20 protein-coding genes are annotated in these 24734 nt (G+C 57.1%); 4 read left to right on the forward strand and 16 right to left on the reverse strand.

Annotation, left to right across the window (positions count from 1 at the left end; genetic code table 11):
- The first annotated feature begins 59 nt into the window (after positions 1 to 59).
- The 3 genes from ACOSDR_RS01465 (at position 60) to ACOSDR_RS01475 (ending at position 3631) form a co-directional block, all read left to right on the forward strand.
- Positions 60 to 662: a DUF3035 domain-containing protein gene (locus tag ACOSDR_RS01465; protein WP_420723050.1), complete on the forward strand. Its 603-nt coding sequence runs from the start codon at positions 60 to 62 to the stop codon at positions 660 to 662.
- Between the two features lie 201 nt (positions 663 to 863).
- Positions 864 to 2234: a M16 family metallopeptidase gene (locus ACOSDR_RS01470; RefSeq protein ID WP_420730190.1), complete on the forward strand. Its 1371-nt coding sequence runs from the start codon at positions 864 to 866 to the stop codon at positions 2232 to 2234.
- On the forward strand, positions 2231 to 3631 hold the full coding sequence (locus ACOSDR_RS01475; protein WP_420730191.1) for a M16 family metallopeptidase: 1401 nt from the start codon (positions 2231 to 2233) through the stop codon (positions 3629 to 3631). The genes ACOSDR_RS01470 and ACOSDR_RS01475 overlap by 4 nt, the downstream gene beginning before the upstream one ends.
- Before the next feature lie 5 nt (positions 3632 to 3636).
- Here the strand turns inward: ACOSDR_RS01475 and hemN are convergent, their stop codons facing one another.
- Entirely contained in the window at positions 3637 to 4983 is a 1347-nt protein-coding gene (gene hemN / locus ACOSDR_RS01480; protein ID WP_420730193.1) for an oxygen-independent coproporphyrinogen III oxidase, read from the reverse strand.
- Between the two features lie 138 nt (positions 4984 to 5121).
- On the opposite strand from hemN, the gene ACOSDR_RS01485 reads away from it, so the two are divergent.
- Positions 5122 to 5409 (forward strand): DUF2312 domain-containing protein, encoded by a 288-nt coding sequence (locus ACOSDR_RS01485; protein WP_420723054.1) that lies wholly within the window; start codon positions 5122 to 5124, stop codon positions 5407 to 5409.
- On the opposite strand, the gene ACOSDR_RS01490 is transcribed toward ACOSDR_RS01485, so the two are convergent.
- The 15 genes from ACOSDR_RS01490 to murD form a co-directional block, all read right to left on the reverse strand.
- Positions 5410 to 6207, reverse strand: a complete 798-nt coding sequence (locus ACOSDR_RS01490; protein ID WP_420730194.1) for a L,D-transpeptidase family protein — start codon at positions 6205 to 6207, stop codon at positions 5410 to 5412.
- 85 nt (positions 6208 to 6292) lie between these two features.
- Positions 6293 to 7546, reverse strand: coding sequence for a S8 family serine peptidase (locus tag ACOSDR_RS01495; protein ID WP_420723056.1), 1254 nt, complete (start codon positions 7544 to 7546; stop codon positions 6293 to 6295).
- On the reverse strand, positions 7543 to 9708 hold the full coding sequence (gene ligA, locus ACOSDR_RS01500; RefSeq protein ID WP_420723057.1) for an NAD-dependent DNA ligase LigA: 2166 nt from the start codon (positions 9706 to 9708) through the stop codon (positions 7543 to 7545). Before ligA ends, ACOSDR_RS01495 begins: the two co-directional genes overlap by 4 nt.
- Positions 9705 to 11378, reverse strand: coding sequence for a DNA repair protein RecN (gene recN, locus ACOSDR_RS01505; protein WP_420723058.1), 1674 nt, complete (start codon positions 11376 to 11378; stop codon positions 9705 to 9707). The genes ligA and recN overlap by 4 nt, the downstream gene beginning before the upstream one ends.
- Before the next feature lie 11 nt (positions 11379 to 11389).
- Positions 11390 to 12214, reverse strand: a complete 825-nt coding sequence (locus ACOSDR_RS01510) for an outer membrane protein assembly factor BamD (protein WP_420723059.1) — start codon at positions 12212 to 12214, stop codon at positions 11390 to 11392.
- Positions 12215 to 12343: 129 nt separating this feature from the next.
- A complete protein-coding gene (lpxC, locus tag ACOSDR_RS01515; protein ID WP_420723060.1) occupies positions 12344 to 13267 on the reverse strand; it encodes a UDP-3-O-acyl-N-acetylglucosamine deacetylase in 924 nt (307 codons plus the stop codon).
- Positions 13268 to 13729: 462 nt separating this feature from the next.
- Positions 13730 to 15517 (reverse strand): cell division protein FtsZ, encoded by a 1788-nt coding sequence (ftsZ, locus tag ACOSDR_RS01520; RefSeq protein WP_420730195.1) that lies wholly within the window; start codon positions 15515 to 15517, stop codon positions 13730 to 13732.
- 149 nt (positions 15518 to 15666) lie between these two features.
- Entirely contained in the window at positions 15667 to 16899 is a 1233-nt protein-coding gene (gene ftsA, locus ACOSDR_RS01525; RefSeq protein WP_420730196.1) for a cell division protein FtsA, read from the reverse strand.
- Between the two features lie 85 nt (positions 16900 to 16984).
- Entirely contained in the window at positions 16985 to 17884 is a 900-nt protein-coding gene (locus ACOSDR_RS01530; RefSeq protein ID WP_420730197.1) for a cell division protein FtsQ/DivIB, read from the reverse strand.
- On the reverse strand, positions 17872 to 18777 hold the full coding sequence (locus ACOSDR_RS01535; protein ID WP_420730198.1) for a D-alanine--D-alanine ligase: 906 nt from the start codon (positions 18775 to 18777) through the stop codon (positions 17872 to 17874). Before ACOSDR_RS01535 ends, ACOSDR_RS01530 begins: the two co-directional genes overlap by 13 nt.
- Entirely contained in the window at positions 18774 to 19706 is a 933-nt protein-coding gene (murB, locus tag ACOSDR_RS01540; RefSeq protein WP_420730199.1) for a UDP-N-acetylmuramate dehydrogenase, read from the reverse strand. Before murB ends, ACOSDR_RS01535 begins: the two co-directional genes overlap by 4 nt.
- On the reverse strand, positions 19703 to 21106 hold the full coding sequence (murC, locus tag ACOSDR_RS01545) for a UDP-N-acetylmuramate--L-alanine ligase (RefSeq protein ID WP_420730479.1): 1404 nt from the start codon (positions 21104 to 21106) through the stop codon (positions 19703 to 19705). The genes murB and murC overlap by 4 nt, the downstream gene beginning before the upstream one ends.
- Positions 21103 to 22257: an undecaprenyldiphospho-muramoylpentapeptide beta-N-acetylglucosaminyltransferase gene (gene murG / locus ACOSDR_RS01550; protein ID WP_420730200.1), complete on the reverse strand. Its 1155-nt coding sequence runs from the start codon at positions 22255 to 22257 to the stop codon at positions 21103 to 21105. The genes murC and murG overlap by 4 nt, the downstream gene beginning before the upstream one ends.
- Positions 22254 to 23369: a putative lipid II flippase FtsW gene (gene ftsW, locus ACOSDR_RS01555; RefSeq protein ID WP_420723068.1), complete on the reverse strand. Its 1116-nt coding sequence runs from the start codon at positions 23367 to 23369 to the stop codon at positions 22254 to 22256. The genes murG and ftsW overlap by 4 nt, the downstream gene beginning before the upstream one ends.
- Positions 23369 to 24733: a UDP-N-acetylmuramoyl-L-alanine--D-glutamate ligase gene (murD, locus tag ACOSDR_RS01560; RefSeq protein ID WP_420730201.1), complete on the reverse strand. Its 1365-nt coding sequence runs from the start codon at positions 24731 to 24733 to the stop codon at positions 23369 to 23371. The genes ftsW and murD overlap by 1 nt, the downstream gene beginning before the upstream one ends.
- Position 24734: the final 1 nt, after the last annotated feature.

A 24734-nucleotide genomic window follows, 5' to 3' on the forward strand; every position in this document is an offset into this window, starting at 1 on the left:
TGCGATCCAACGTCTTATGTGTTAAAATCGACGGGTGATTGCAGTAGTGGTGGAAACGAATGGTTGCTGGGCTTAATAAGATACGGCGTCACGTCGGCACGGCATGTATCCTGACCTCGCTTTTTGCGTTGGGAGCATGTGGTGGAGAAACGGGCAAAATCCTGGGACTGGATCGTCAGACTCCAGATGAATTTGCTGTGGTGACCCGGGCACCTTTAACGCTGCCGCCGGAATTCGGTTTGCGTCCACCAGATCCCAATGGTCAGCGGACCCAGGACCTGAAGCCAGGGCTGGAAGCGCAGCGCGCCGTGTTTGGTGAAGACGCCGTACAGAGACGCCTTGAGACAGAAGCGGATATGCGCCGCGCCGGCAGCAGCCAGGGGGAAATCGCCCTGTTGACGCGCACCGGTGGTCTGGACGCGGATTCCAGCATACGCCGTGTGGTCGATCAGGAGACGGCGGCCCTGACCGCGGAACAGGAATCCTTTGTGGATACCTTGGTCTTCTGGCGTGACAAGGAACCTGCCGGGGATGTGGTAGACGCCGGGGAAGAAACCCGCCGTCTGCAAGGCAATTCAGCCCTTGGACAACCCGTCACCGACGGAAACACGCCCATCATCACCCGCGAAGGTGAAAAATCACTCTTCGAATGGCCGTTCTAGGGCGTTCTGAGTTTTTCTCTTTTCGATATCGTGTTCTGCGACATTTTTGCGAATTATGAAAAGTGTGCCGGTTTATGACCGCAGGCTGTGGAACACGCGCAGTGTCGACACTATGTTATCTCCACATCCTGTTCCGGGACCCAGATGGGTTCCTTTATTTATGACTCCGGATGCCCGCGTCGCACCGGTTTAGGAGGCTTAATGAGACTCCCCTTTATAGCCAATCTTGGGAAGACAATCACTGCGTCTATGCTGTTATGGGGTGTGACCTTATGGTCCGCACAGGCAGAAATTTATGATGCGAAACAGATGGTCCTGGATAATGGGATGCAGGTCGTTGTGGTGGAAAATCACCGGGCGCCCGTCGTGACCCATATGGTCTGGTACCGGGTTGGCGCAATGGATGAGCCGCCGGGAAAATCTGGTATCGCCCATTTTCTGGAACATCTGATGTTCAAGGGTACCGATACTGTCGCTCCGGGAGAATTCTCTGCGACCGTGGCCCGCAATGGGGGCCAGGACAACGCCTTTACCAGTCAGGATTACACAGCCTATTTCCAATCTGTCGCCAGTGATCGATTGGAAATGGTGATGAAGCTGGAATCGGATCGAATGGCGAATCTGAATATCGCAGAGGATCAATTCGTTCCAGAGAAACAGGTGGTTCTGGAAGAGCGAAGCATGCGCACGGACAATGATCCAGGCTCTATATTGCGGGAGCAGGCGGCCTCTGCCTTCTATCGCAATCATCCATATGCTGTTCCAATCATTGGGTGGCGGCACGAAATCGAAGCATTGCAAGTGCAGGATGCGGTTGATTTCTACAATGCCTATTACACACCCAACAATGCCATTCTGGTCGTTTCAGGCGATGTTGAAGCCGACGCGGTCTTTGATCTGGCGAAAAAGTATTATGGCGCCATTCCATCGCGAGCCCTGCCGGATCGGCCCGACCTGCGTGAGCCACCGCTTCTGGTGTCCAGCCGTGTGACCTATCGCGATGACCGCGTGCGCCAGCCCAGCCTGTCGATCCGAAAACAGGCCCCCAGTTGGGTTCAGGCGGATAATAAGGCCGACGCTTATGCGCTGGAGGTCCTGGGGCAGGTCCTGGGCGGCAATAGCACCAGCCGTCTGTATCGGTCCCTTGTCATCGATCAGGGCATCGCAATTAGTGCTGGCAGTTGGTATGACGGGGATGGTCGGGGGCCCGGTATGATGGGCCTGTATGTCAGCCCTGCCCAGGATGTCCCCCTGGATAAAGCGGAAGCCGCCCTGCGCGCGCAAGTCGACCTGGTTCTGAAAGAGGGGGTTACCCAGGATGAGGTAACCCGTGCGATCACCCGTATTCAGGATTCGGCGGCGACTGCCCGCGATAGCTTAAGCGGGCCGGCCATGAACATTGGTCGCGCCTTGTCGGTGGGCTACAGCCTGGACGATGTGGAAACCTGGCCAGACAAAATCGGGCAGGTGACCGTGGATCAAGTCAATGAGGTTGCACGGCGCGTGCTGGGTGCACCGGGCGAGGTGGTTGATATTCTGTTACCGAAATCAGATGCGGAGGTCACGCAATGAGACAATCTGGCACCCAAACGACCGCCACTGTGACCCTCGAAACCGCAGTGATGGCAAAAGTCGCCGTCTTAGTGACTCTGGCTTCGTTAATTCTATTGCTGGCCCTGCGTCCAGCCTTTGCGGAAGTAAAGGTGGAGGAAGTGGTCAGCCCCGGGGGCATCACGGCCTGGCTGGTTCGGGACGAGACTGTGCCTGTCACCGCGATCGAGTTTTCTTTCAAAGGGGGCGGCGCAGGTCATGATAAGCCCGGCAAAGAAGGCACTGCACGCCTGACAGCCAGCACGATTGATGAAGGTGCTGGCCCCTATGACAGCAAGACCTTTCAGGGGAAATTGTCGGATCAGTCCATCACCATCTCTTTCAATGCCGGACAGGACGCCTTTTCAGGCAGTTTCTATACCCTCAATCGATATCGGGATGAGGCTGTTGAGCTTCTCTCTCTGGCCCTGACAGAACCCCGGTTTGATGAAGAGCCGGTGGAACGCGTTCGTTCCCAAATTCTGATCGGGTTGAAACAGGCCCAAACGGACCCTGATGCGATTGCCGGTAAGGCGATGGCGGAAACGATATTCAAGGATCACCCGTATGGCCGCCCGGATGAAGGCACATTGACCAGTGTTCCTAAAATCACGGTGGCGGATATGAAGGCCTATATGGCCGATGCCTTGACGCGCGATAAGTTGAAAATTGGCGTTGTTGGCGCGATCACGCCGGAAGAATTGGGCCCTATGCTGGATAAGATTTTTGGCAAACTGCCTAAGACCGGCGCCTCCGACAAAGTCCCGGCCTTTAATGGCAAGACCCCAGGTGGCACGGTTGTGATTGATATGGACGTGCCCCAAAGCACCATCGCCTTCGCTCAGCCCGGCCTGTCGATTGATGATCCGCGCTATTATACCGGCATGGTGATGAATTATGTGCTGGGGGGTGGATCGTTCAGCTCTGTTCTGACCGATGAAATCCGTGTCAAACGAGGCCTTGCCTATTCTGTGTACAGCTATATGGCGTCCATGGATCACGCCGCCCTGTTGCGTGGCGGTGCTGGGACCCAGAATGCGCGGGTGGGGGAAACAATTGATCTGGTGAAGAAGGTCTTCGCGGACTTCAAGGAAAATGGTCTGGACGCCGACAAGGTTGCCGATGCGAAAACCTATATCACAGGATCCTTTCCACTGCGCTTCACAAACTCTTCGCGCATTGCAGGGCAATTGGAATCCATGCAGTATTTCGGATTTCCGATCGACTATTTCGAAACCCGGAACGGCCTGATCGAGGCGGTAACCCTGGAGGATGTGAATGCTCTGGCCAAAGATCTGCTGGACCCGGACGCACTGACCTTTGTCGTTGTCGGCAAGCCAGAAAATGTGAAGGCAACGCTGCCAACACCTGGAGGCTGACGATATCAGACCGTGCTGGAATGGCGCGCGGTGCCTTGGCTGAAATAGGTATCGAAGCAGGCGGCGATCTGGCGGATGTAAGGCTTGCCAACGGGGGTCACGGTGATCTGGCTTCTGTTATGGGTCAGCAGCCCGTCTTGTTCCATTGCGCGCAGCCTGGGAAAGGCATCGGAAAGGCACGCGATATCTGCGCCAAACAGGGTGCAGATTGCCGCAAGATCGACGGAGAAGGCACACATCAGACGCTCGATGACCGCCGCGCGTAATTGATCATCCATACTCAGCAGAACCCCTTTTGCGATTGGCAAATGCCCTTCTGTCACCCGCCGGGCATGGCTTTTCAGGGACGGTTCGTTCTGAATGAACATATCGGGCAGGCGACCGATGGAACTGGCCCCGACCGGCAACAGGGTGGTTGCCTGATCCGTCGTATAACCCTGAAAGTTTCGCCGTAACATGCCGGCATCGCTGGCCTGGGACAGGCTGTCTCCCGGTAAGGCGAAATGGTCAATCCCGATCTGGCGATATCCCGCAGAAATCAACAGTTCCGCAGCGGCATCGGCGGCCTCCCGGCGCTCTAGCGGGCCTGGCAGCGCCTCTTCGGGGATCAGCCGCTGATGGCTCTTCATCCAGGGGACATGCGCATAGCCAAACAGCGCGACCCGATCTGGTGCCAGTGTCAGGGCTTGTTCAATGGTGCGCAGGGTTCGCTCTAGGGTTTGATAGGGCAGGCCATACATCAGATCCAGATTAAGGCTTTGAACCCCATGGTTTCGAAGGCTATGGGCGGCGGCGGCCGTCTCTTCAAAACTTTGGGTTCGGTTGATCGCCTGCTGCACCTGGGAGTCAAAATCCTGCACACCGATGCTGGCGCGGGTCAGACCCGCTTCTGCCAGGGCAGCGATCCGATCTTCGCCGGTCTCTCTAGGATCAATCTCTACCGCGAATTCAAATGCTTCGGTGGGGGAAAACAGATTTTTTGCGACTCGGGCCAGGCGCAGCGTATCGTTGGCGGTAAGCAGGGTTGGCGATCCACCGCCCCAATGCATGTGGCTCATCTGCATATTGGGCGGGGCGGCGCGTGCCAGTTCAGCCATTTCCAGAATTAGAATATCAACATAATCAAGGACAGGTTCATACCGGCGCGTGATTTTGGTGTGACACCCACAAAACCAGCACAGTGTGTCGCAAAAGGGGATATGGACATAAAGCGAAATCGGCTCTGGTGCCAGACTGGCCAAGCGGGCGCGATAGGGTGTTTCCCCAATATCCGCACTGAAATGTGGGGCGGTGGGATAGCTGGTATAGCGCGGCGCGTTGCCGCCATAGCGGCTGATCAGATCATGTGTCATGCCGTGTTATCGCCGGTTCATAAAATGCGTGCCTTGATCCTGATCAAAGTGCTGTTGCGTCTTGAAGCAGCGGGGGCGCACCGGTACAGTCCCCCCAACATCACCTCACCCCGAAGATATGAATAGGGAGCCGATCGCATGGCTGATATCGCCGCCACCGCCGACAATGACACCAGTCCTGAAGACGCGACCCAAACCGCCACCGGCGCGCGCCTGCGGTCGTTCATTGAGCGTATTGAGCGCTTGGAAGAAGAAAAGAAGGCCCTGGCTGAAGATATCAAGGAAGTCTATGCAGAATCCAAGGGTCATGGCTTTGACGTAAAGATCATCCGGAAGATCGTCAGTCTGCGCAAGAAGGACCCGGATGATCGCGCGGAAGAAGAAGCCCTGCTGGACACCTATATGTCCGCCCTGGGTATGCGCTAATCAATCCCCGGCCACCTGTATCTTACCCATAGGGATTTCTGCCATTTCCTGGATCAGATCGGCATAGACACGGTCTGTCCAGGAGGGGTTTCCCGGATGGGTCGGGGCAGGGTTGCGCCGAAGATCTGTTGGGGCCAGCAGGACGCGAATGTTATGAATGCCGGTATCGGCGGCCAGGGTGAACAGTTCTTCTATGTCTGAATTCTCAACGACGATACAGCCCTCAGATCCGCCGGTCTTGCCATGGATCATGATATCACCCCCTAACTCAGTGCGTCCATCTTCCTGACCGCGGGCGCGTTCAAACGCATTGGGGTAGCCGATGCGCAACGAGACATAGGCGATAGAATTCGGGTTCAGGTAATCGATACCATAAACGCCTTCTGGTATCTGACGGTCTCCTTCGCGCAGCTTCGGGCCCAAACGGCCAGTCCAGGCGGCAAAGGGGTATGATTTGATAAAGCGCAGCTCATCCCCCGGCGCACGGCCATATAATTCCAGCAATCTTTCATGTTTCAGGCCCAACAGTACGATTTCTGCCGGTGGATAGGGCAGGGGCGCGGCAAGGAACGCCTTTTTCAGGCGGGTACGCGCTGAGGGTCCGAAACTGTTCAGCCGGCTTTTGACCGTGTGCGGACGGTTGATATCTTCCGGCAACAGACGTTCCGCTGTCAGGCGTTCCATCGTCTGGGCCGGACCAGGATCACGGGACCAAAAATATGCCCCCACAGGGGCGGCGATGGCCAGTCCGATGCCGATCATGCTGACGGCAAGCATAGGAAGGATGCGGTATGTCATGCCAGGCACATTGCCAGTGCTTCTGGGCGGTGATGCGGATGGATTTAGGCAATTTGGGGGCTATTTCCCAATCAGCAGGCCCCAATCAGCAGGCTGGGCGCAACCGCACCAGACCCCAGCCGAACAGGTCATCCTTTCCGGCTAACCCAAGATCGGTCGAATAGCGCTGCATGCTGCGGCGAATAAGGTCCGGGTCCAATTTGAACCCGGCCTTTAAATGTAGGCCCACCATGGCGGTTATAAAGGGTGCGGCAAAGGATGTGCCGCTTTGGGCCATCAGCCCGTTTGGGGTGTCGGTTGGTATATTCACACCCGGTGCAGCAAAATCGATATACTTTCCCTGATTGGCAAATTGATACAGATGCATCGAATCATCAATCGCTGTGACCGAGAACGTATCAGGATGGGCGGCGGGCCAGGCAGGGGGCGCACCCGCCCCATTATTGCCAGCGGCGGCAACCAACAGTATGCCTTTTTCCAATGAACGCTTGATCGCCAATCGCATGATGACGTTATCCTGACCGGCAATCGATAAATTGGCGACCTGCACCCCTTGTGTAACCAGCCAATCGACGGCACGGATCATGGCGGCAAGGTTACCAACATCCTTGCCGTTGCGACGCTCAAATATATTGGCCGCATACAGTTTCGCACCGGGCAAAAGGCCACCACCATAGTTGGGGAGTTTGCGCCCAATCAACAGGATCGCGACGGCGGTCCCATGATTTTCCGCCGCTGGCAGGCGGCCAGATTTCAGGAAGCTTTTATAGACCAGGTTCTTACCGCGTAATGCGGGATGGTTTTCGTCCACGAAGCCATCGATCTGGCCCAGTACAATGCCTTTCCCGCATGTGTCTGGAACGATGCCCCATCCCGACAGATTGCGTGAATAATCAAATGCTTGCGCTGTTTGCACCCGCGCGCCGCCGGACAAATCCATCAGGTCATTTGTTCCAACTGTCAAATTTGGGAATTGCCGTGCAAAATATTCCAGTGCGTCGGGTACGCTCATTGCTTCTGGAATTTTGAATTGGGCAAGGATCATTTCAAGCCCTGACAGGGTGTCTTTGCGCATCAGTTTGAAACCGGCAGATTCCATAGCAGCCAGATCCGTGTCTGTCGGGTCAACCACAAGGATTTCACCTGGCTCAATTGCGCGCTGGCTTTCTTCACCCAGGCCATTGGGTCTTTGTGTATCGTCCGTCCCTTCCCTTACCCCTGTGACTTTGCCGTCCTTATCATATTCCAGGATGCTCCAATTTTGCGCATATGCGCCCGTGGTGGTGAGCGTGATACAGAACGTTAGGGCATACAGCAGGCGGATGGACCATTGGGTCACAATAGGGTTCCTTGCGGGCTGCCGGAGGCTTCTGGTGCTTCTGATACCAGGGGGGGTGTTTGGTCGATCAGGGACAGCCATTCTTCCTCACTGAGGATGGTTACTCCCAGTTCTTGTGCCTTTTTTGCCTTGGACCCGGCATCTGCACCGATCACCACATAGTCCGTTTTTTTGGACACAGACCCGGAGACCTTTGCGCCCAGGGATTCCGCCCGCGCCTTGGCTTCCCCCCGGCTCATCTTTTCCAAGGAACCCGTAAAGACGACGGTTTTTCCGGCGATGGGGGAATTGCCTGCCTGGGGGGCGTCTACATCGGTGATGTGAAGTTCGGCAACCAGGTTGTCCAGCACGGTGATGTTATGGGCCTCATTAAAAAAGGCCGACAGGCTGTCTGCTGCGGCCATGCCAACGGTATCAATGGCTACCAGTTCGGCATAATGTGGGCCGATCAGATCTGGCTTTTTCTCATCAGGCTTGGCCTTGCGTTCGGATGCTACGGCCTGCATTGCGTCACGCCATGCGGTAAAGGACGTGTAGCTGCGCGCCAACAGTTTGGCCGTGGTCTGACCAATGTGACGAATGCCCAGGGCGAACAGGAACCGGTCCAGGGGGATTTCCTGGCGGCTTTGTATTGCATTGAAAAGGTTGGAAACGGATTTCTCCTTCCATCCTTCCCGCCCCAGAATGGTATCGCGATAGGCCACCAGCTTAAAGATATCCGCAGGTTCCTTGATCAGGCCTTCGCCCCAGAATTCCTCAATGCTTTTGGTGCCCAGACCTTCAATGTCAAAGGCGTCTCGGCTGACGAAATGCTTCAGGCGCTCAACGGCTTGGGCATCACAGATCAGCCCACCGGTGCAGCGATAGACGACTTCACCCGCTTCGCGTTCCACCTCGCTGTTGCAGACCGGGCAATGGGTCGGGAATTCGAAGGGCGCGCCGCCGCCATCGGCGGTCACTTCCAATACTTGGGGGATCACATCACCCGCCCGCTGGATGCGCACCGTGTCGCCCGCTTTCACGCCCAATCGGGTGATTTCGTCATGATTGTGCAAGGTCGCCCGCGATACCACGACGCCCCCGACCGTGACGGGTTTAAGATTTGCAACAGGCGTCAATGCCCCGGTGCGACCGACCTGGATGGTGATTTCTTCAATCACTGTTTCCGCTTTTTCTGCGGCAAATTTATGCGCAATGGCCCAGCGTGGCGCGCGACTGACCTGACCCAGGCGTTCCTGCCAATCCAGCCGATCGACCTTATAGACCACCCCATCAATATCGAAGGGCAGTTCGCCCCGCTGATGTTCGATCAGCCGGTAATGATCCATGATGTCATCCAGGCTGTGGCATAGGGTTGTTGGATGGTTTAATGTGAACCCCAGCTGTTTCAGGCGGTCTCTGGATTGCGATTGCGTTGGCCCCAGCGGTTCCGACAAATCCCCCCAGGCATAGCCAAAGAAGTGCAGGGGCCGCTGTTTCGTGATGGATGGATCCAACTGGCGCAGGGACCCGGCAGCGGCATTGCGGGGATTGGCGAAGGTCTTATTGCCCGCCGCTTCCTGTCGTTCGTTCAGGGCCAAAAACTCATCCTTGCGCATATAGACTTCACCGCGCACTTCCAGAACGTCCGGCCAGTCACTGCCCGCCAGGGTTTCGGGCACATCGGCCAGGGTGCGCATATTGGCGGTAACATCTTCGCCCTCTGTGCCATCGCCGCGCGTTGCGGCATAGATCAAACGCCCCTTTTCATAGCGCAGCGACGCAGACAGGCCGTCGATCTTTGGTTCTGCCAGTATGGCAAGCTCTTCCGCATCGCCAAGGCCCAGAAACCGGCGCACGCGGGACAGGAATTCGGCGACATCCGGTTCTGAAAAGGCATTGCCCAGGGACAGCATCGGCTTCACATGGCGGATTTTACCAAAGCCGGATTTCAGCCCGCCCCCGACTTTCAGGGAAGGGCTGTCTTTGCGCACCAGTTCCGGAAACTGCGCCTCTATCGCATCATTGCGGCGGCGCAGGGCATCATAATCCGCATCGGTGATTTCCGGTGCGTCTTCCTTGTGATACCGCGCATCATGATAGGCGATTTCCATCGCAAGGCGGGCCAGTTCCGCGCGTGCTTCCCGTTCAGTCAGCTCAGACACGTCCTTTTGTTGGCTCATGGATGGGTCTCTTCCATCAATCGGTCCGCTGCAGCGCGGGCCTCGTCGGTGACTTCCGCCCCGGACAGCATGCGGGCCAGTTCCTCCCGGCGGTGATGCGGGTCCAGACTGTCGACCGATGTGGCAGCGCGCCCATCTTCTGCGGTCGCCTTGGCGACCCGCCAATGGGCCGCACCCTTGGCCGCGACCTGCGGGGAATGGGTCACGACCAGGACCTGAAGGCGCTCCGCCAATCGTCCAAGGCGTAGACCAACGGCGGCAGCAGTTGCCCCGCCGACGCCTGCATCGACCTCATCAAAGACCAGGGTCGGTACGGTCCCAACCTCTGCCAGGGCGACTTTAATCGCCAGAAGAAACCGGCTTAACTCACCCCCCGATGCGATCTTGTCCAGGGGTCCCCCCGGCATGCCGGGATTGGTTGTCACCGTGAATCCTGTTCTGTCGCGGCCCGCAGCCCCCCAGCGGGATGGCTCCAGTTCGACAATTTCAGTGGTGAACCTTGCACGTTCCAGGCGCAGGGGCGGAAGTTCCGCATTGACGGCGGCATCCAGCTTTTCCGCAGCAGCGCGGCGTTTAATGCTCAAGATCTCCGCAGCTTTTTCATAATCGGCACGGGCACGATCAGCCTTTTCCGTCAGGTCAGCCAGTTTCTCTTCCCCCGCATCGATCAGGGCGATGCGTTCAAAGAAATCATCCCGCAGGCGCGCCAAGTCATCGACGGGGACATTATGCTTGCGCGCCACATCGCGCAGGGCGAACAGCCGTTCCTCAATATTCTCCAATGTCGTGGAATCAGCATTCAATTGCGATCCAATGCGGTTCAGCGTCGCGATGACCTCAGCCACTTCTACAGATGCCCGTTCCAGCCCCGAAAGCGGATCATTCAGTTGCTCGCCCATCTTGTCCGCCATGCGATCCAGTGCCCGCTGGGCCTGGCGCAGGCCTTGATCAGCCCCTTTGGGACCGGTCAGATACTCAACCGCACTGGTGATCGCCTCAGTCAGGCGTTCTGCATTTTGCATCATGCTGCGGTTTTCAGACAGTTCTTCCTCTTCGCCCTGCTGGGGGGCCAGCTTGTCCAATTCATCTGCCGCAAACCGCAGATAGTCTTCTTCCTGTCGTGCTGCTTCCGCAGCGGCCTTGGCGCGGTCCAACGCCTTTCGGGCCGCCTGCCAGGCGGTATAGTGTCGGGCGACGGCCTCGCGTTCCATCGTCAGGCGGCCATAGGCATCCAGCAGGTCTATATGGGTGTTTGGGTCCATTAAGCCGTGCTGGTCAAATTGCCCCTGCACCTCAACCAGTCTCTCCCCGATTTGCTTCAAAAGGGCGATGCCAACCGGCTCGTCATTTATAAAGGCCTTGCTGCGCCCATCTGCGGATACAGTGCGACGCAGCAGCAGTCGGTCTTCATTGGGAAGATCGTTTTCCTGAAGCAGGGCGTGGACGGCATGATCAGGGGGCAGGTCAAATTCTGCGGTAACGGACGCGCGTTCGGCCCCAGGGCGCACCAGCTTGGCTTCTGATCGGCGGCCCAGTGCAAGGCCCAGTGAGTCCAGAAGAATAGATTTACCCGCCCCGGTCTCGCCCGTCAGGACAGACAAGCCGCTGGAAAAACTCAGCCGAAGTTTATCGATTAAAACGATATCTCGGATGGTTAGACTCGTCAGCATGGCGCGCCGTTCTAAAAGATCCAGGACCAGGTCCAGCTCAGCCAGGAATTGTCTTCCGGCTTATCCAAATTTTTTCCTTCCAGCAGCGCATAGGAGTCTGAATACCAGTCGCTGCCCGGGAAGTTATACCCCAAAACCGATGCGGTGCGCTCAGCCTCCGGCCGGATACCCAGGGCGACATAGCTTTCGACCAGCCGGTGCAGGGCTTCGGGTACATGGGTTGTTGTTTCATAGTCCCGGATCGTGGTGGTGAACCGGTTAATCGCGGCCAGATATTCCCCCTGGCGTTGATAATATCGGCCAACGGACATTTCCTTGCCGGCCAGATGATCCCGCGCCAGATCGATTTTTAATTGTGCGTCGCGCGCATATTCAGAATTTGGGAAACGGCGCACGACATCCTGTAATGAGTCCAGGGCGAGACGGGTGATTTTTTGGTCGCGACCAACATCGACAATCTGTTCATAATAGGAAATTGCCCGCAGGTAATAGGCATATCCAATGTCACGGTTTCCGGGGTGAAGGTCTATGAACCGGTCCAGGGCGATGATCGCCTCGTCATATTTATCGGCGCGGTAATTCACATAGGCTGACATCAACTGTGCCTTGGTCGCCCAAACCGAATAGGGGTGCTGACGGTCGACTTCTTCAAAGGAAGCAACGGCGCCGGTATAGTTTTGCACCTCCAGCATGTCCATGGCTTCGTTGTACAATTCTTCAACCGGACGTTCGACATAGACCGGTTCTTCATCGGAACAGGCCGTCAATGCCAGCAGCATCAAGGCCGCGATGGACAGAATCAGACGATTGGGTGAGATGAATTCTCTCAGACGCATCGGGACCGCTCATTTCTGCAGTGGGAACGAACGCACAGACTATAGCATTCCGGGCGGGGGATCAAAACGCCAATAGCGATAATCTGCGACCGATTAGCGCCATATCAAGAACCAGGATGCGGAATTGGATTAAAGGCTGGTCAGTACGGATGAACTGGGAACCAGTTCATAATTATCCGCATCTGAGAAAACAGCCCGCAGCAGGCGATTGTTCAAATCGTGACCCGTGCGGCGTCCCTTGAAATGGCCCAGGATCGGGGCACCAGCCAGGGCCAGATCGCCGACACAGTCCAGGGCCTTGTGACGGACAAATTCATCATCAAAGCGCAGACCATCCGTATTCATGATCGAATCACCATCAATCACAACGGCATTGTCCAGGCTGCCGCCGCGCGCCAGACCTGCCGCACGCATGGCCTCTACCTCGTGCAGAAAGCCAAATGTACGGGCCTGGGATAATTCCCGTTTGAAGGTCAAATCGCTGATTTCCAGGAAAATATCCTGGCGACCGATGGCGCGGCTGTCAAAATCGATCCCCATTGCCATGGTGAAGCGATGACCCGGTTCCAGCGCAGCCGTGCATAGACCATTTTCAACAGCGACCGGACGCTTGATCCGCAAGACGGAGCGTTCGGCAGCCTGTTCAACCACACCGGCGCATTCAATCAGGAAGACGAACGGTTCTGAACTGCCATCCATAACCGGCACTTCTGGTCCATCCAGTTCAACCACCACATTATCGACACCACAACCAGCCAGTGCCGCCATCAAATGTTCGACCGTTGCCACCGACCCATGATGATCGTTGGCGATTGTGGTGCACATGCGTGTATCGACAACGGCGTCATACCGGGCACGAATATCCCGGGCGCCATTTTTCAGATCGATGCGACGGAACAGAATGCCCGTATTGGGATCAGCGGGGACAAGCGTCATATTGATGGTCGACCCAGAATGAAGGCCGATGCCATTGCAATGGATCGGTGCCTTCAGCGTCCGCTGTAACAACCCGGTCGTTACCGAGCGGGTGGACGCTTCCATCAGGTCGCTCATACCATCCAACATTCTTATCACCGGCCTTATCTATCTCGTGTGTTGGGTTTCCGACGGTGCCCAAACATTTATTTCAGTATTCTTCACCCATCTCCCCGCAGCGAATAAGCCTACGCTAAACTCAGGTGATCGGTATGTTCGATGGATAGCACTGTGCTCTCAAAGCCTCAAATCAACTAGTGTTACATTTTGTTGCATTGTTCTGTTTCTATCCGGAAGAAATATCAGCTTGATTTGTTTGGCTTTTTTGCTCCTTCCACAGCGCATTCTTCTAGCCAGTTACGGGTATTGTTTCAAGGATGCTCCGTCTAGAATTTGTGTGAGCAAGATTTGTACCACACAAGATCAGGGACCAGACAGATTTCCGGCCGCGCCTGTTATTGGTCGCGGCCGGAATTTTTATGCAAGGGGGTAAATCTAACGCATCCAGCCCCCTATTACAGGCGCTGGATGCGATATTTGTTAATTTGCCTGACGGCGCAAAAAGGCTGGAATTTCAAGCATTTCCTCTTCCGCCTTGGACGGCGCCAGATCTTTTTCCACAGGGTGAGACTGCGCCTGAGGGGCCGCAGCGGGGCGTTGCATTGGGGTTGGGGCCTGCTGCTGTGGGGCCGGGGCTGGCGTCGGCGATGTCCGTTCGGATCGGACAAGCGATGGTTCACTTGGCTTTGCCGGGGCCGCTTTGGCGGTGTGGTTCAAACCCAAGCCAGTAACGCGGCTGAAAAGGCTTTGCTTTTCTTTCGGTTTTCCAGCGTGCTCTCCCGCATTCATCAGGTCGGCTTCGCGAAATGGTTCCGCATTCCGTTCTGTTGCGCGACGGTTCAGTTCTTCCGGGCGAACAGGGCGTGGTGGAATGAAGGCATCCTTAGGGCGAACCGCTTGAGGGGCGGCCTGAGGAGCCGCCTGAGGCGTGGTCTGTGCCGTCTCTTTTGCCTGCATCGCAGGTGCCGCTTCCGGGGCTTTTGCTGCAGGGGCATCGAACAGGGCCGGTTCTGGAAGGTCTTCCTCCAGATATGCATTATCGTCAGCGGCTGCCGTTTCGGTTGCGACGTCAGATTCCTGTGCCATTGTATCGGCATAAGGATCCACCTCTGCGTCGTCGTGATCATAGGTGTCCTGGTCATAGGCGGCATTATCGCTGTGGGCGGCAATATCGTCCTGTTCTGCCGCTGTAACCTGTGCGATTTCTTCAACAGGGGCTTCTTCAGCAACAGGGGCCACATGGCGAGGGCGCAGCGGGGAAACCGTTGCCTTGGACTGTGGACGTGGCATTTGAGCGGATTCGGATTCAATGCCGGTTGCGACCACGGAAACGCGCATGATGCCTTGCAGATTTTCATCAAAGGTCGAGCCAAAGATGATATTTGCGTCCGAATCCACTTCTTCCCGGATACGGTTTGCAGCTTCGTCGACTTCGAACAAGGTCATGTCCGGACCGCCGGTGATGTTGATCAGCACGCCCCGCGCGCCGGCCATCGACACATCTTCCAGCAGCGGATTGGAAATCGCGCTTTCCGCGGCCATGATGGCGCGGTTGTCGCCTTCCGCTTCGCCCGTTCCCATCATTGCCTTGCCCATTTCGCTCATTACCGTGCGAATATCGGCGAAGTCCAGATTGATCAGGCCCGGCATGACCATCAGGTCGGTGACGCCGCGAACGCCTGAATACAGAACATCGTCTGCCATTTTAAAGGCATCGGCAAAGGTCGTCTTTTCATTGGCGACACGGAACAGGTTCTGGTTTGGAATGATGATCAGCGTATCAACGAATTGTTGCAGTTCTTCGATGCCCTGTTCGGCGGCGCGCATGCGGTGCGCGCCTTCGAAATGGAAGGGCTTGGTGACAACACCCACCGTCAGCATACCATGATCGCGGCAGGCCTCGGCCAGAACAGGTGCGGCACCAGTTCCAGTGCCACCGCCCATACCGGCGGTGATGAAGACCATATTGGCCCCGGCCAGATGTTCCATCGCATCGGCCATGGATTCTTCGGCAGCTTCGCGGCCGACTTCCGGGCGGGCCCCGGCGCCAAGACCTTGCGTTAAGGTCGCGCCAAGTTGGATTTTCAGATCCGCCTGCGAGTGTTTGAGGGCTTGCGCATCCGTGTTGGCGACGACGAATTCGACGCCCTCCAGGTTGGAGCGAATCATATTATTGACGGCGTTGCCACCGGCGCCACCGACGCCTACGACCACGATCCGCGGCTTAAGATCAGCATCCGTCTGGGGTGCTTGGAAGTTAATGCTCATATTCGCCTCCTTCGAGCGATGGTGTCTAACAGCCGTACTGGATTCGTGAAACGCGACAGCTGAGGCGAGTCTCACGTGATTCGCCGAAAAAGGACCGTTTTTCAGGTGCATTTTCGGACAGAATTTGCATTTTTTTGTTTGAGTGTTGCTTAAAAGCCACTAAACCACTTTCCTATATGGGCAAAGAGTCCATTCTGATTCGCAGTTGATTGAGAGGTGCTGCCCCGGGCCTCCCCACAATCGTCTACGGCGAAGTGCAAAAGGCCTGCAGCGGTCGCAAAAGCGGGGCCGCCGGTCGCTTCCGCAAGACCTGAAACTTTCAAAGGGCGCCCGTGACGCACCTGTTTGTTCAGGATCCGTCCGGCCATTTCCCGAACACCTGGCAATTGGCTGGCCCCGCCGGTCAGGACGACCCGTTGACCCGCCATGCCATTGGCCCCGGACGCTTCCATGCGTTTGCGCACCAATTCGAAGGTCTCTTCCAGCCGCGGTGCAATGATGGACACCAGAAAACTGCGGGGAACCCGATTCGGAGAGGTGTCATCTTCCTCTCCAATACGCGGCGCATCGATCAATTCCCGATCATCCGACGGTGCGGGTTGGCAGGAACCATACAGGGTTTTCAACCGCTCTGCCTGTTGCAGGGTGGTTGATAGACCCCGTGCAATGTCGGATGTCACATGCTGACCCCCAACCGGGATGCAGTCCCCATAAACCGCCGCCCCTTCATAAAAGACGCTGAAGCTGGTCGTGCCGCCGCCCATGTCGATCACGGTAGCGCCCAGGTCCTTTTCATCTTCGACCAGCGCGGACAAACCCGCGGCATAGGGGGCAAGAGCGAAATCGGATACGGTCAAGTGACAACGCGCGACACAGTTCACCAAATTCTGAACGGCACTTTCATTCGCTGTGACCACATGCATTTTAACGCCCACGGTCTGGGCATGCATCGAGCGTGGCTCTTTCAGCAATGGACCGCCATCGACGGAATAACCGATTGGGATGGCGTGCAGCAACATCCGGTCCTGTAGAGCGACGCTTTCACGGGCTTCCTGCAAAAGTCTTGAAATATCAGGATCGCGAATCGCGCCACCACCGATTTGCATTTCCCGCGTCAGGGTCGTGCTGTGGGGGCGCGCACCATTGATGGACAAGACCACGTCTTCAATCGTCGTCCCGGCCATTTGTTCGGCGGAATGCACGGCAGACAGGATGGCGCGGTAAGCGCTTTCCATATCGACCACCATGCCGCCTTTCAGCCCGGCGGATTGCTGGTGGCTCATCCCCGTGACGCGAATACGTCCCGCTTCCGAGACTTCCGCGATAAAACAGCAAATCTTGGTAGATCCAATGTCTAAAGCCGTTAGTTTGCGCGTTGCCACTTTCGTTCTTCCTTACCCTGATCCCCCGGCATTGGGCCGGATGCCATATACTTTCCTGAGCCAGTCGGTCGTGTGTTTTAAAAGGCTATGTCTGTTCACCCAAGTTGCGTCCGCTAACCTCTTGCAAGGCGGGTTCCGTCAATTCCAGGGTCATGCGATCGATGTTGCGCAGATCGATTTCCTGGATCGCGCGCGATAGAATTTCATGGTCCCGCTGGTAAATCGCCAGTTGTTGCCAGGCTTTTGCCGCATTTTCTTCCGGCAGGCTTACATCGATATCGCCACTGAGGCGCAGATTCCATCGACGCGCGCCAATGCGCACAGCGGCAATTACACGGTCATCAAGTTCTGGCTCCTGCGCCAACATATTTAACAGGTCCATCGCATGTTCCGGTGCGTCTGGACCCACGACGACTTTCAGATGACCATGGCGATGCACATCCTTTGCGCCAATGGTTATCCCTTCGCTGTCGATCAGCACGAACTCATCTTCATGTTGCCAGATGGCCACCGCGCGGCGTTCTTCGATTTTCACGACGACAATGCCGGGCAGGGTGCGGCGAATTTCTGCTGATTTCACCCATCCCAATTGTTCAACACGCTGTTTGACCGCCTGTGGGCTGAACCCCAGAATAGGGTCGCCAACGTGAATGTTAAGCGCGGTCAGCAGATCTTCCCGTGCGGTTTCCTGACGACCGATAACATAGACCTCTTTTACCGCCAGACCCATAGAGGCCGTCGCGTTCATTGTTTTCGCTTCCGCCCAAGCTGCAACCTGTCCAGGCAGGTTCAAATGCCAGGCGGTGGCGCTGCCGCCGACCAGCATCAGTGCCATCGCTGCGACTGCGCCAAATCTGAGCCCCCGCTTCAGGCGATCATGATCGATGCGCCGTGTGCGTTGCTTCGCAGCTTCGCCGCGACGCCGGGCTGGCGTCGCCTTTGCGGCGCGTCCCTTTGGTTTCTTGCCCCGTGTCATGAATCGCATTCCGCGTTCTCCACCATCCATGTGACCAGCTCTTCAAAACTCATGCCAATATGCCGCGCCTGCTCGGGTACAAGGCTCAGTGGGGCCATACCGGGCTGGGTATTGGTTTCCAAAATCACCAATCGTTCCGTCGTTGCATCGTATCGAAAATCAGACCGACTGACGCCGCGACAGCCCAAAGCAATATGGGCGCGCTCTGCGATATCCATGCAACTCTGTGCCAGACTGTCCGAGATTGGCGCCGGGCACAGATGCTCGGTCTTACCATCGGTGTATTTCGCTTCGTAACTGTAGAAGCCGCTGAGCGGACGAAGTTCCGTAACACCCATGGCCTTGCCGCCCATAACACCGACGGTCAGTTCTTGGCCGGGGATATAGTCTTCGACCATGGCCAGGCCGTATTTCCAGTTACCGAAGTCTGGACCGTTGCTGCCCTCTTCAACGATATAGACACCAACTGAGGATCCTTCATGTGCGGGTTTCACCACATAGGGGCGCGGCAGGGGATCAACACCCGCACGCAGGTTTTCGATTGGCATTGTCACATGATTGGCCGTCGGCAGACCGGCATCGCGGAACAGTTGGATCGACAGTGGCTTGCTCATCGCCAAAGTGGAGGCGACGCGTCCGGAATGGGTATAGGGAATGGCCATGATATCCAGCAATCCCTGGATCGTACCATCTTCACCCCAGCGACCATGCAGGGCGTTGAACACCACATCGGGACGGGGGTCCAAGGCCTTCACGATCGAACCAATATCGCGCGCGATGTCCACACGGGTGACATCATAGCCTGCGCGTTCCAATGCATTGGCGCAGTCTGTGCCAGAAACCAAAGACACATCCCGCTCTGCCGACCAACCGCCCATCAGGACCGTCACTTTCTTTGTCATGATGCGGTCCTCCCGATCCGTTTGATTTCCCAGGTCAGGTCAATGCCTTGACTGTCTTTCACCCGGCGGCGCACTTCTTCGCCCAGCCCTTCCAGGTCTGCCGCAGTGGCGGTGCCGGTATTGATCAGGAAATTGCAGTGTTGTTCTGATACCATCGCGCCGCCCCAGACCAAGCCCCGGCAACCCGCAGCATCAATCGTCTGCCAGGCCTTGCCATTGGGGGGATTGCGGAAGGTGGAGCCACCGGTGCGGCTGCGGATCGGTTGGCTGGCGCTGCGGTTTTCTTGAATTTCCGCCATCTTGGCAAGGATTTCAGTTTTATCACCGGGGGACGCGCGATAGCGGGCGCGCACGAAGATCCAGTCGTCATCAATGCTGGAATGGCGATAGCTAAAGCCCATTTCATCTGCGCTGAGGCGATGCAGGGTTCCTGAACGATCCAGTGCTTCCGCCCAGATCAGAACATCCTTGGTTTCAGTGCCATAAGCCCCCGCATTCATACGCAGGGCCCCGCCAATCGTGCCAGGAATACCGGAATAGAATTCCAGGCCGGTCAATCCGGCATTGGCGGCGGTTTTTGCAATATTGGCATCCAGGGCAGCTGCGCCGACTTCGATTTCATTTCCCTCTACGGTGATGTCGGCAAAAGCTCCGCCCAGACGCAAAACAATGCCAGCGACGCCGCCGTCGCGGACCAACAGATTGGAACCAACCCCAATCGGGGTTACCGGAATATCTTTGGGCAGGGCGGCCAGGAAAGTTTGCAGGTCCGACTGATCGGCGGGCTTGTACAGAACCTCCGCAGGGCCCCCGACACGGAACCAGGTGACTTTGGACAGTAGGCTGCCTTCGCTCAGTCGCCCGGTTGTGCTGGGCAGGCGGCTGATCAGGTCGTCACCAAATGGATCGGTGCGCAGCGCCATCATCATGCACCCCCCGCCAATTTTGTCGGCAGCGCATTGGCCCAATAGGTAATGGAACCCGCCCCCAGGCAGATCACCATATCGCCGGGCTTTGCCAGGTTGCGGATCGCGGCGGGCAGGTCGTCCTCCCCCTCAATCCCAGCGACGGACCGGTGGCCGCGTGCGCGCAGGCCCTCGATTAGATGGTCCCGGTCTGCGCCTTCAATAGGGTTTTCGCCTGCGGTATAGACCGGCGCGACCAGCACGCTGTCTGCATCGTTGAAACAGGTGCAGAAATCTTCGAACAGATCATGCAGCCGTGTATAGCGGTGCGGCTGAACGACCGCGATAACGTTGTGGGTGGTTGCTTGTCGTGCCGCTTTAAGGACCGCTGCGATTTCCACAGGGTGATGACCGTAATCATCAATGATGGCGATGTCATTCCAGGTGCCGGTTTTAGTGAAACGACGCTTAACGCCGGTAAAATCCGCCAGCCCCTTGCGGATTGTGTCATCCGACAGGCCCATTTCTACCGCAACAGCAATCGCCGCCAAGGCGTTCTTAACATTGTGGTCACCATGCATCGGCAGGTGGATATCGGGTATCTGCCGCTTGTTACCGGTACGGGGAGAAATTTCGACGGTAAGGTCATATCCATCTGGTCCAGGCTGGGCCTTTACCGCGCGAATTTCCGCTTGCGGGCTGAAGCCATAGGTGATGATACGACGGTCTTCGATGCGCCCGATCAAGGCTTGGACTTCTGGATGGTCCAGGCACAGCGCGGCAAATCCATAGAAGGGGATGTTCTGGACAAAGGTCCGGAACGCATCGCGCAAGGCATCGAATGTCCCGTAATGATCCATATGCTCGGGATCAATATTGGTCACAATCGCAATCGTGGCGGGCAGTTTTACAAAGGTCCCGTCACTTTCATCCGCTTCGGCGACAACCCAGTCGCCCTGACCCAGGCGGGCATTCGTGCCATAGGCATTGATGATGCCGCCATTGATGACGGTCGGGTCCATTTTGGCGCTGTCCAGCATTTGCGCGACCAAAGAGGTGGTTGTGGTTTTGCCATGGGTGCCGCCTACCGCAATGGACCATTTAAGGCGCATGATTTCCGCCAGCATTTCCGCGCGACGCACGACCGGGATCAAGGCTGCGCGGGCGGCGGCGACTTCAGGGTTTTCACGCTTAACGGCGGTGGAGACGACAACCACGGCTGCGCCAGCAACATTTTCCGCCAGGTGTCCAATCTTCACATCGATGCCCAGGCCGCGCAGGCGCAGAACATTGGCATTTTCTGCCATATCAGAGCCGGATACGGCATAGCCCAGATTGTGCATGACTTCTGCAATGCCAGACATGCCAATGCCGCCAATCCCGACAAAGTGCAAACGACCAAGGGAGAGTGGAATTTGCATTATGCGGCTTCCTTTCTGGCATTTCCGGCCCGAACCGCGCCAACACTGCCTTCGCCCGTCGCCAGGCTTTCAACAAGATTTGCCAGTCGAACCGTTGCGTCTGGAATGCCGGTTCGTGCCGAAGCCTGTGCGGCGGCGCTTAACACGGAGGGGTTGGCCAATAATTGCTCTAATCGGCGCCCTAAATCGGCGGCTGTTACATCCATCTGGGGAATAGCCCATCCACCGCCTGCATCGCTGAGCCGGGCCGCATTGGCTGCCTGATGATCATCAATCGCATAGGCATAGGGGATCAGGATGGCGGGCAGGCCGACGGTCGCGACTTCCGCCATGGTCGACGCCCCTGCGCGCCCGATTATCAAATGCGCCCGCGCCAGGCGTTCGGGCATATCGTCAAAGAAGCTGCGCACATCGGCACGAATGCCAGCCGATTGATAGGCAGCCTTTACAGCATCCAATTGCTCTGCGCGGGTCTGTTGTTCGACAGACAGGCGATTGCGCAAATCCTGGGATAATCCGGTCAGGGCAGCGGGAACGGCCTCCCCCAAAATCTGCGCGCCCTGGCTGCCCCCCACGACCAATATGTTCAGGCGGTCTTGCGGGCCCGGCGGTGTAAACGGACGCCCGGACAGGGCGGCGATTTCCGGGCGAACGGGATTACCGGTGCGCAGCGCCTTGTCCTGATCCTTGGGGCGCAATCCATCCGTTTCATCGAAACTGAGCGCAATCTTGTCGACGCGCGACGCCATCAGGCGGTTGGCGCGGCCCAGGACGGCATTTTGTTCATGAATGGCAGTGCGAATGCCAAGGTGACTGGCCGCCATCATCGTGGGGACGCTTGGATAACCACCAAAGCCTACGACGACGGATGGTTTCATCTGCAACAGCAGGGACCGGGCCTGAAAATATCCGATCAGCAATTGAAAGGCCGCCATACCCCGTGCAATCAGGCCTTTTCCGGAAACACCCGCGGCACTGATCGTATGGGCATCCAATTCCCCTAAGGGTCCTGAATAGGCATCGCCACGCCGGTCCGTGATCAGGGCCAGGCGATTGCCGCGTTTCTTTAATTCTTCGGCCAGTGCCTGGGCCGGGAAAACATGCCCGCCTGTGCCGCCAGTCGCCAGAACGATCAATGGGGTATCGGATGTCATGACAGCACCCCCGGTCGCTTTCGTGTCAGGGCCAGCAGCATTCCCATACCAATCCCCAATGCCAGTAAGGACGATCCGCCATAGGACAGGAACGGCAGCGTCATACCTTTGGTTGGAATCAAGCTTAGGGTGGAGGCCATATTGATCAGTGCCTGCAAGCCGAACTGGACCAAAAGACCCGTCGCAGCGACGACGACGAACAGGTCATTGTCTTGCAGCACCCGAGAGAAGCCCCGCAATACGATGAAGGCAAAGATACCGACAATGATCAAACAGGCGATCAGGCCCAATTCCTCACCTGCAACGGCGAACACGAAATCCGCATGACTGTCGGGCAGGTTCGCCTTGGCAATGCCTTCACCGGGGCCGCGTCCAAACAGGCCACCATTCATAAAAGCTTCCCGGGCTTTATCGATCTGGAAAGTGTCTCCCGCAGCGGGATCCAGAAAGCGGTCAATTCGGCTCTGCACATGGGGAAAGACGAAATAGGCGCTGACCAGCATGCCAATGCCCCCCAGGACCATGATGATCACCAGAATCATCGGCAGGCCAGCCAGGAAAAATTGCACCCCAAAGATCGCGGTCACAACGGCGGCCTGTCCGACATCGGGCTGCAAGAGCAACAGGCTGACCACCAGCAGGTAAAGAAGCCCGGCAAACGCATAGCCGGGCATCGTTTCCCCCATCCGTTGAGAGGCGAACATCCAGCCAGCGATGATTGCGAAGGCGGGCTTTACAAATTCTGACGGCTGTACCGTAAATCCGCCCAGGGAGACCCATCGGGTCGCGCCCTTGATTTCTGCGCCGATGAAAAGGGTTGCGACCAAAAGGACGATGGAACCGCCCAGCATCAACAGGGCCAGGCGACGAATGGCGCGGGGATCCATCAGGGAAACGCCGATCATTGCCAATAGGGATGGGATCAACAGGATCGCCTGTTTGCGCACAAAATGCATTGGGTCCGCGCCAATGCGTTCCGCCACGGAGGGACTGGCGGACAGGGTCATCAACAGGCCCAGCAATGCCAGCGTCAGCAGGGCGGCCAGTGTCCACCGATCCACGGTCCACCACCAGCGACCCAAGACAGAAGTATCATTACGTGCGATGGCCATCACGCGGCCTCCCTTGTTGAGAAAACCGTGCGGGAATTGGCAGGAAGCGCTAGCACAAGGTCACGGAAGGCATCGCCCCGGACCTCAAAATTCTTAAATTGATCAAAGGATGCACAGGCGGGCGACAGAATAACCGGTCCAGCGGACGGTTCTGTACGGGCCATTTGAAAGGCAGCACCAATCGCGGTTTCCAGCGTGCCGGAAAGAGTTGTCGGGACGCGATTGCCGATCCAATCGGCCATGGTTGCCGCGGCATCCCCAATCAGGAAGGCATGGCGCACGCGGGTCAGATAGGCGTCCAGTGCGCCATAACCGCCATCCTTGCCCTTGCCGCCGGCGATCCAGTAGATCCCATCAAAAGCCGACAGGGCGCGGGCAGCGGATTCCGCATTGGTGGCCTTGGAATCATTGATAAATGTGACGCCATCCAGTGTTGCAATTCGCTCCTGGCGATGGGCCAGACCAGGAAAGCTGCGCAGGCCTTCCAGGATGCTTTCCTGTGACAGGCCCAGCGCCTGGGCGATGGCGAAGGCTGCGGCGGCATTCTGCTTGCCGTGATCACCCGCCAGGGCAGGGCATTGCCCGTCATCGATCATATCCGCCACAGGCTGGGTCGTATGCGCGATGCGGCTGATTGCGCGCCCATCTTTCATCAATTGGTCTGCGATGCTGCCGCTGTGCGGCTCATCAATTCCGATAATTGCCAAACTGTCAGCGTCGCGTGGTCGCAGGATGCGCATCTTAGCCTGAATATATCCGTTCAGATCACCATGGCGGTCCAAATGGTCGGGTGTGATATTCAACAGGACTGCAATATCGAACATGGCGCTGGGAGTCAGCTCCAGTTGATAAGAGGACATTTCTAGCACATAGACGGCGGCATTCGGCAGGGTAAGGGCGGGAATTCCGAGATTACCGCCAATTGCAACATCCACACCGCCCTGGCGCAGGATATGCCCGACCAGGGCCGTGGTGGTGGATTTGCCATTCGTCCCGGTGATCCCGACATAGCGCGCTTTCGGCTGTGCCCGGAACAACAGTTCAATATCCCCCAGAATCTCAATACCGGCTGTCTGTGCGGCCAATACGGCAGGATGGGGGGCTGGATGGGTCAGGGGGATGCCTGGTGCCAGTACCAGCGCGGCTGCCTCTTCCAGGCGGGAAGAGGTTGCCGGATCATCGATGTTAAATCCCTGCGCTGTGGCCGTATCGCGGGTCGCCTGATTGTCGTCCCAGCACAACACCTTCGCGCCACCGGCACGCAGACCGTGTGCGGCGGCCATGCCAGACGCACCAAGCCCGACGACATAGACGGGCTTGTCAGCAAACAGGGTCAGCGGGCGAATGTCAGGTCTGTGTGTCATT

Source organism: Hwanghaeella sp. 1Z406 (assembly GCF_048892425.1).
Taxonomy (GTDB): Bacteria; Pseudomonadota; Alphaproteobacteria; order UBA8366; family Aestuariispiraceae; genus Pacificispira.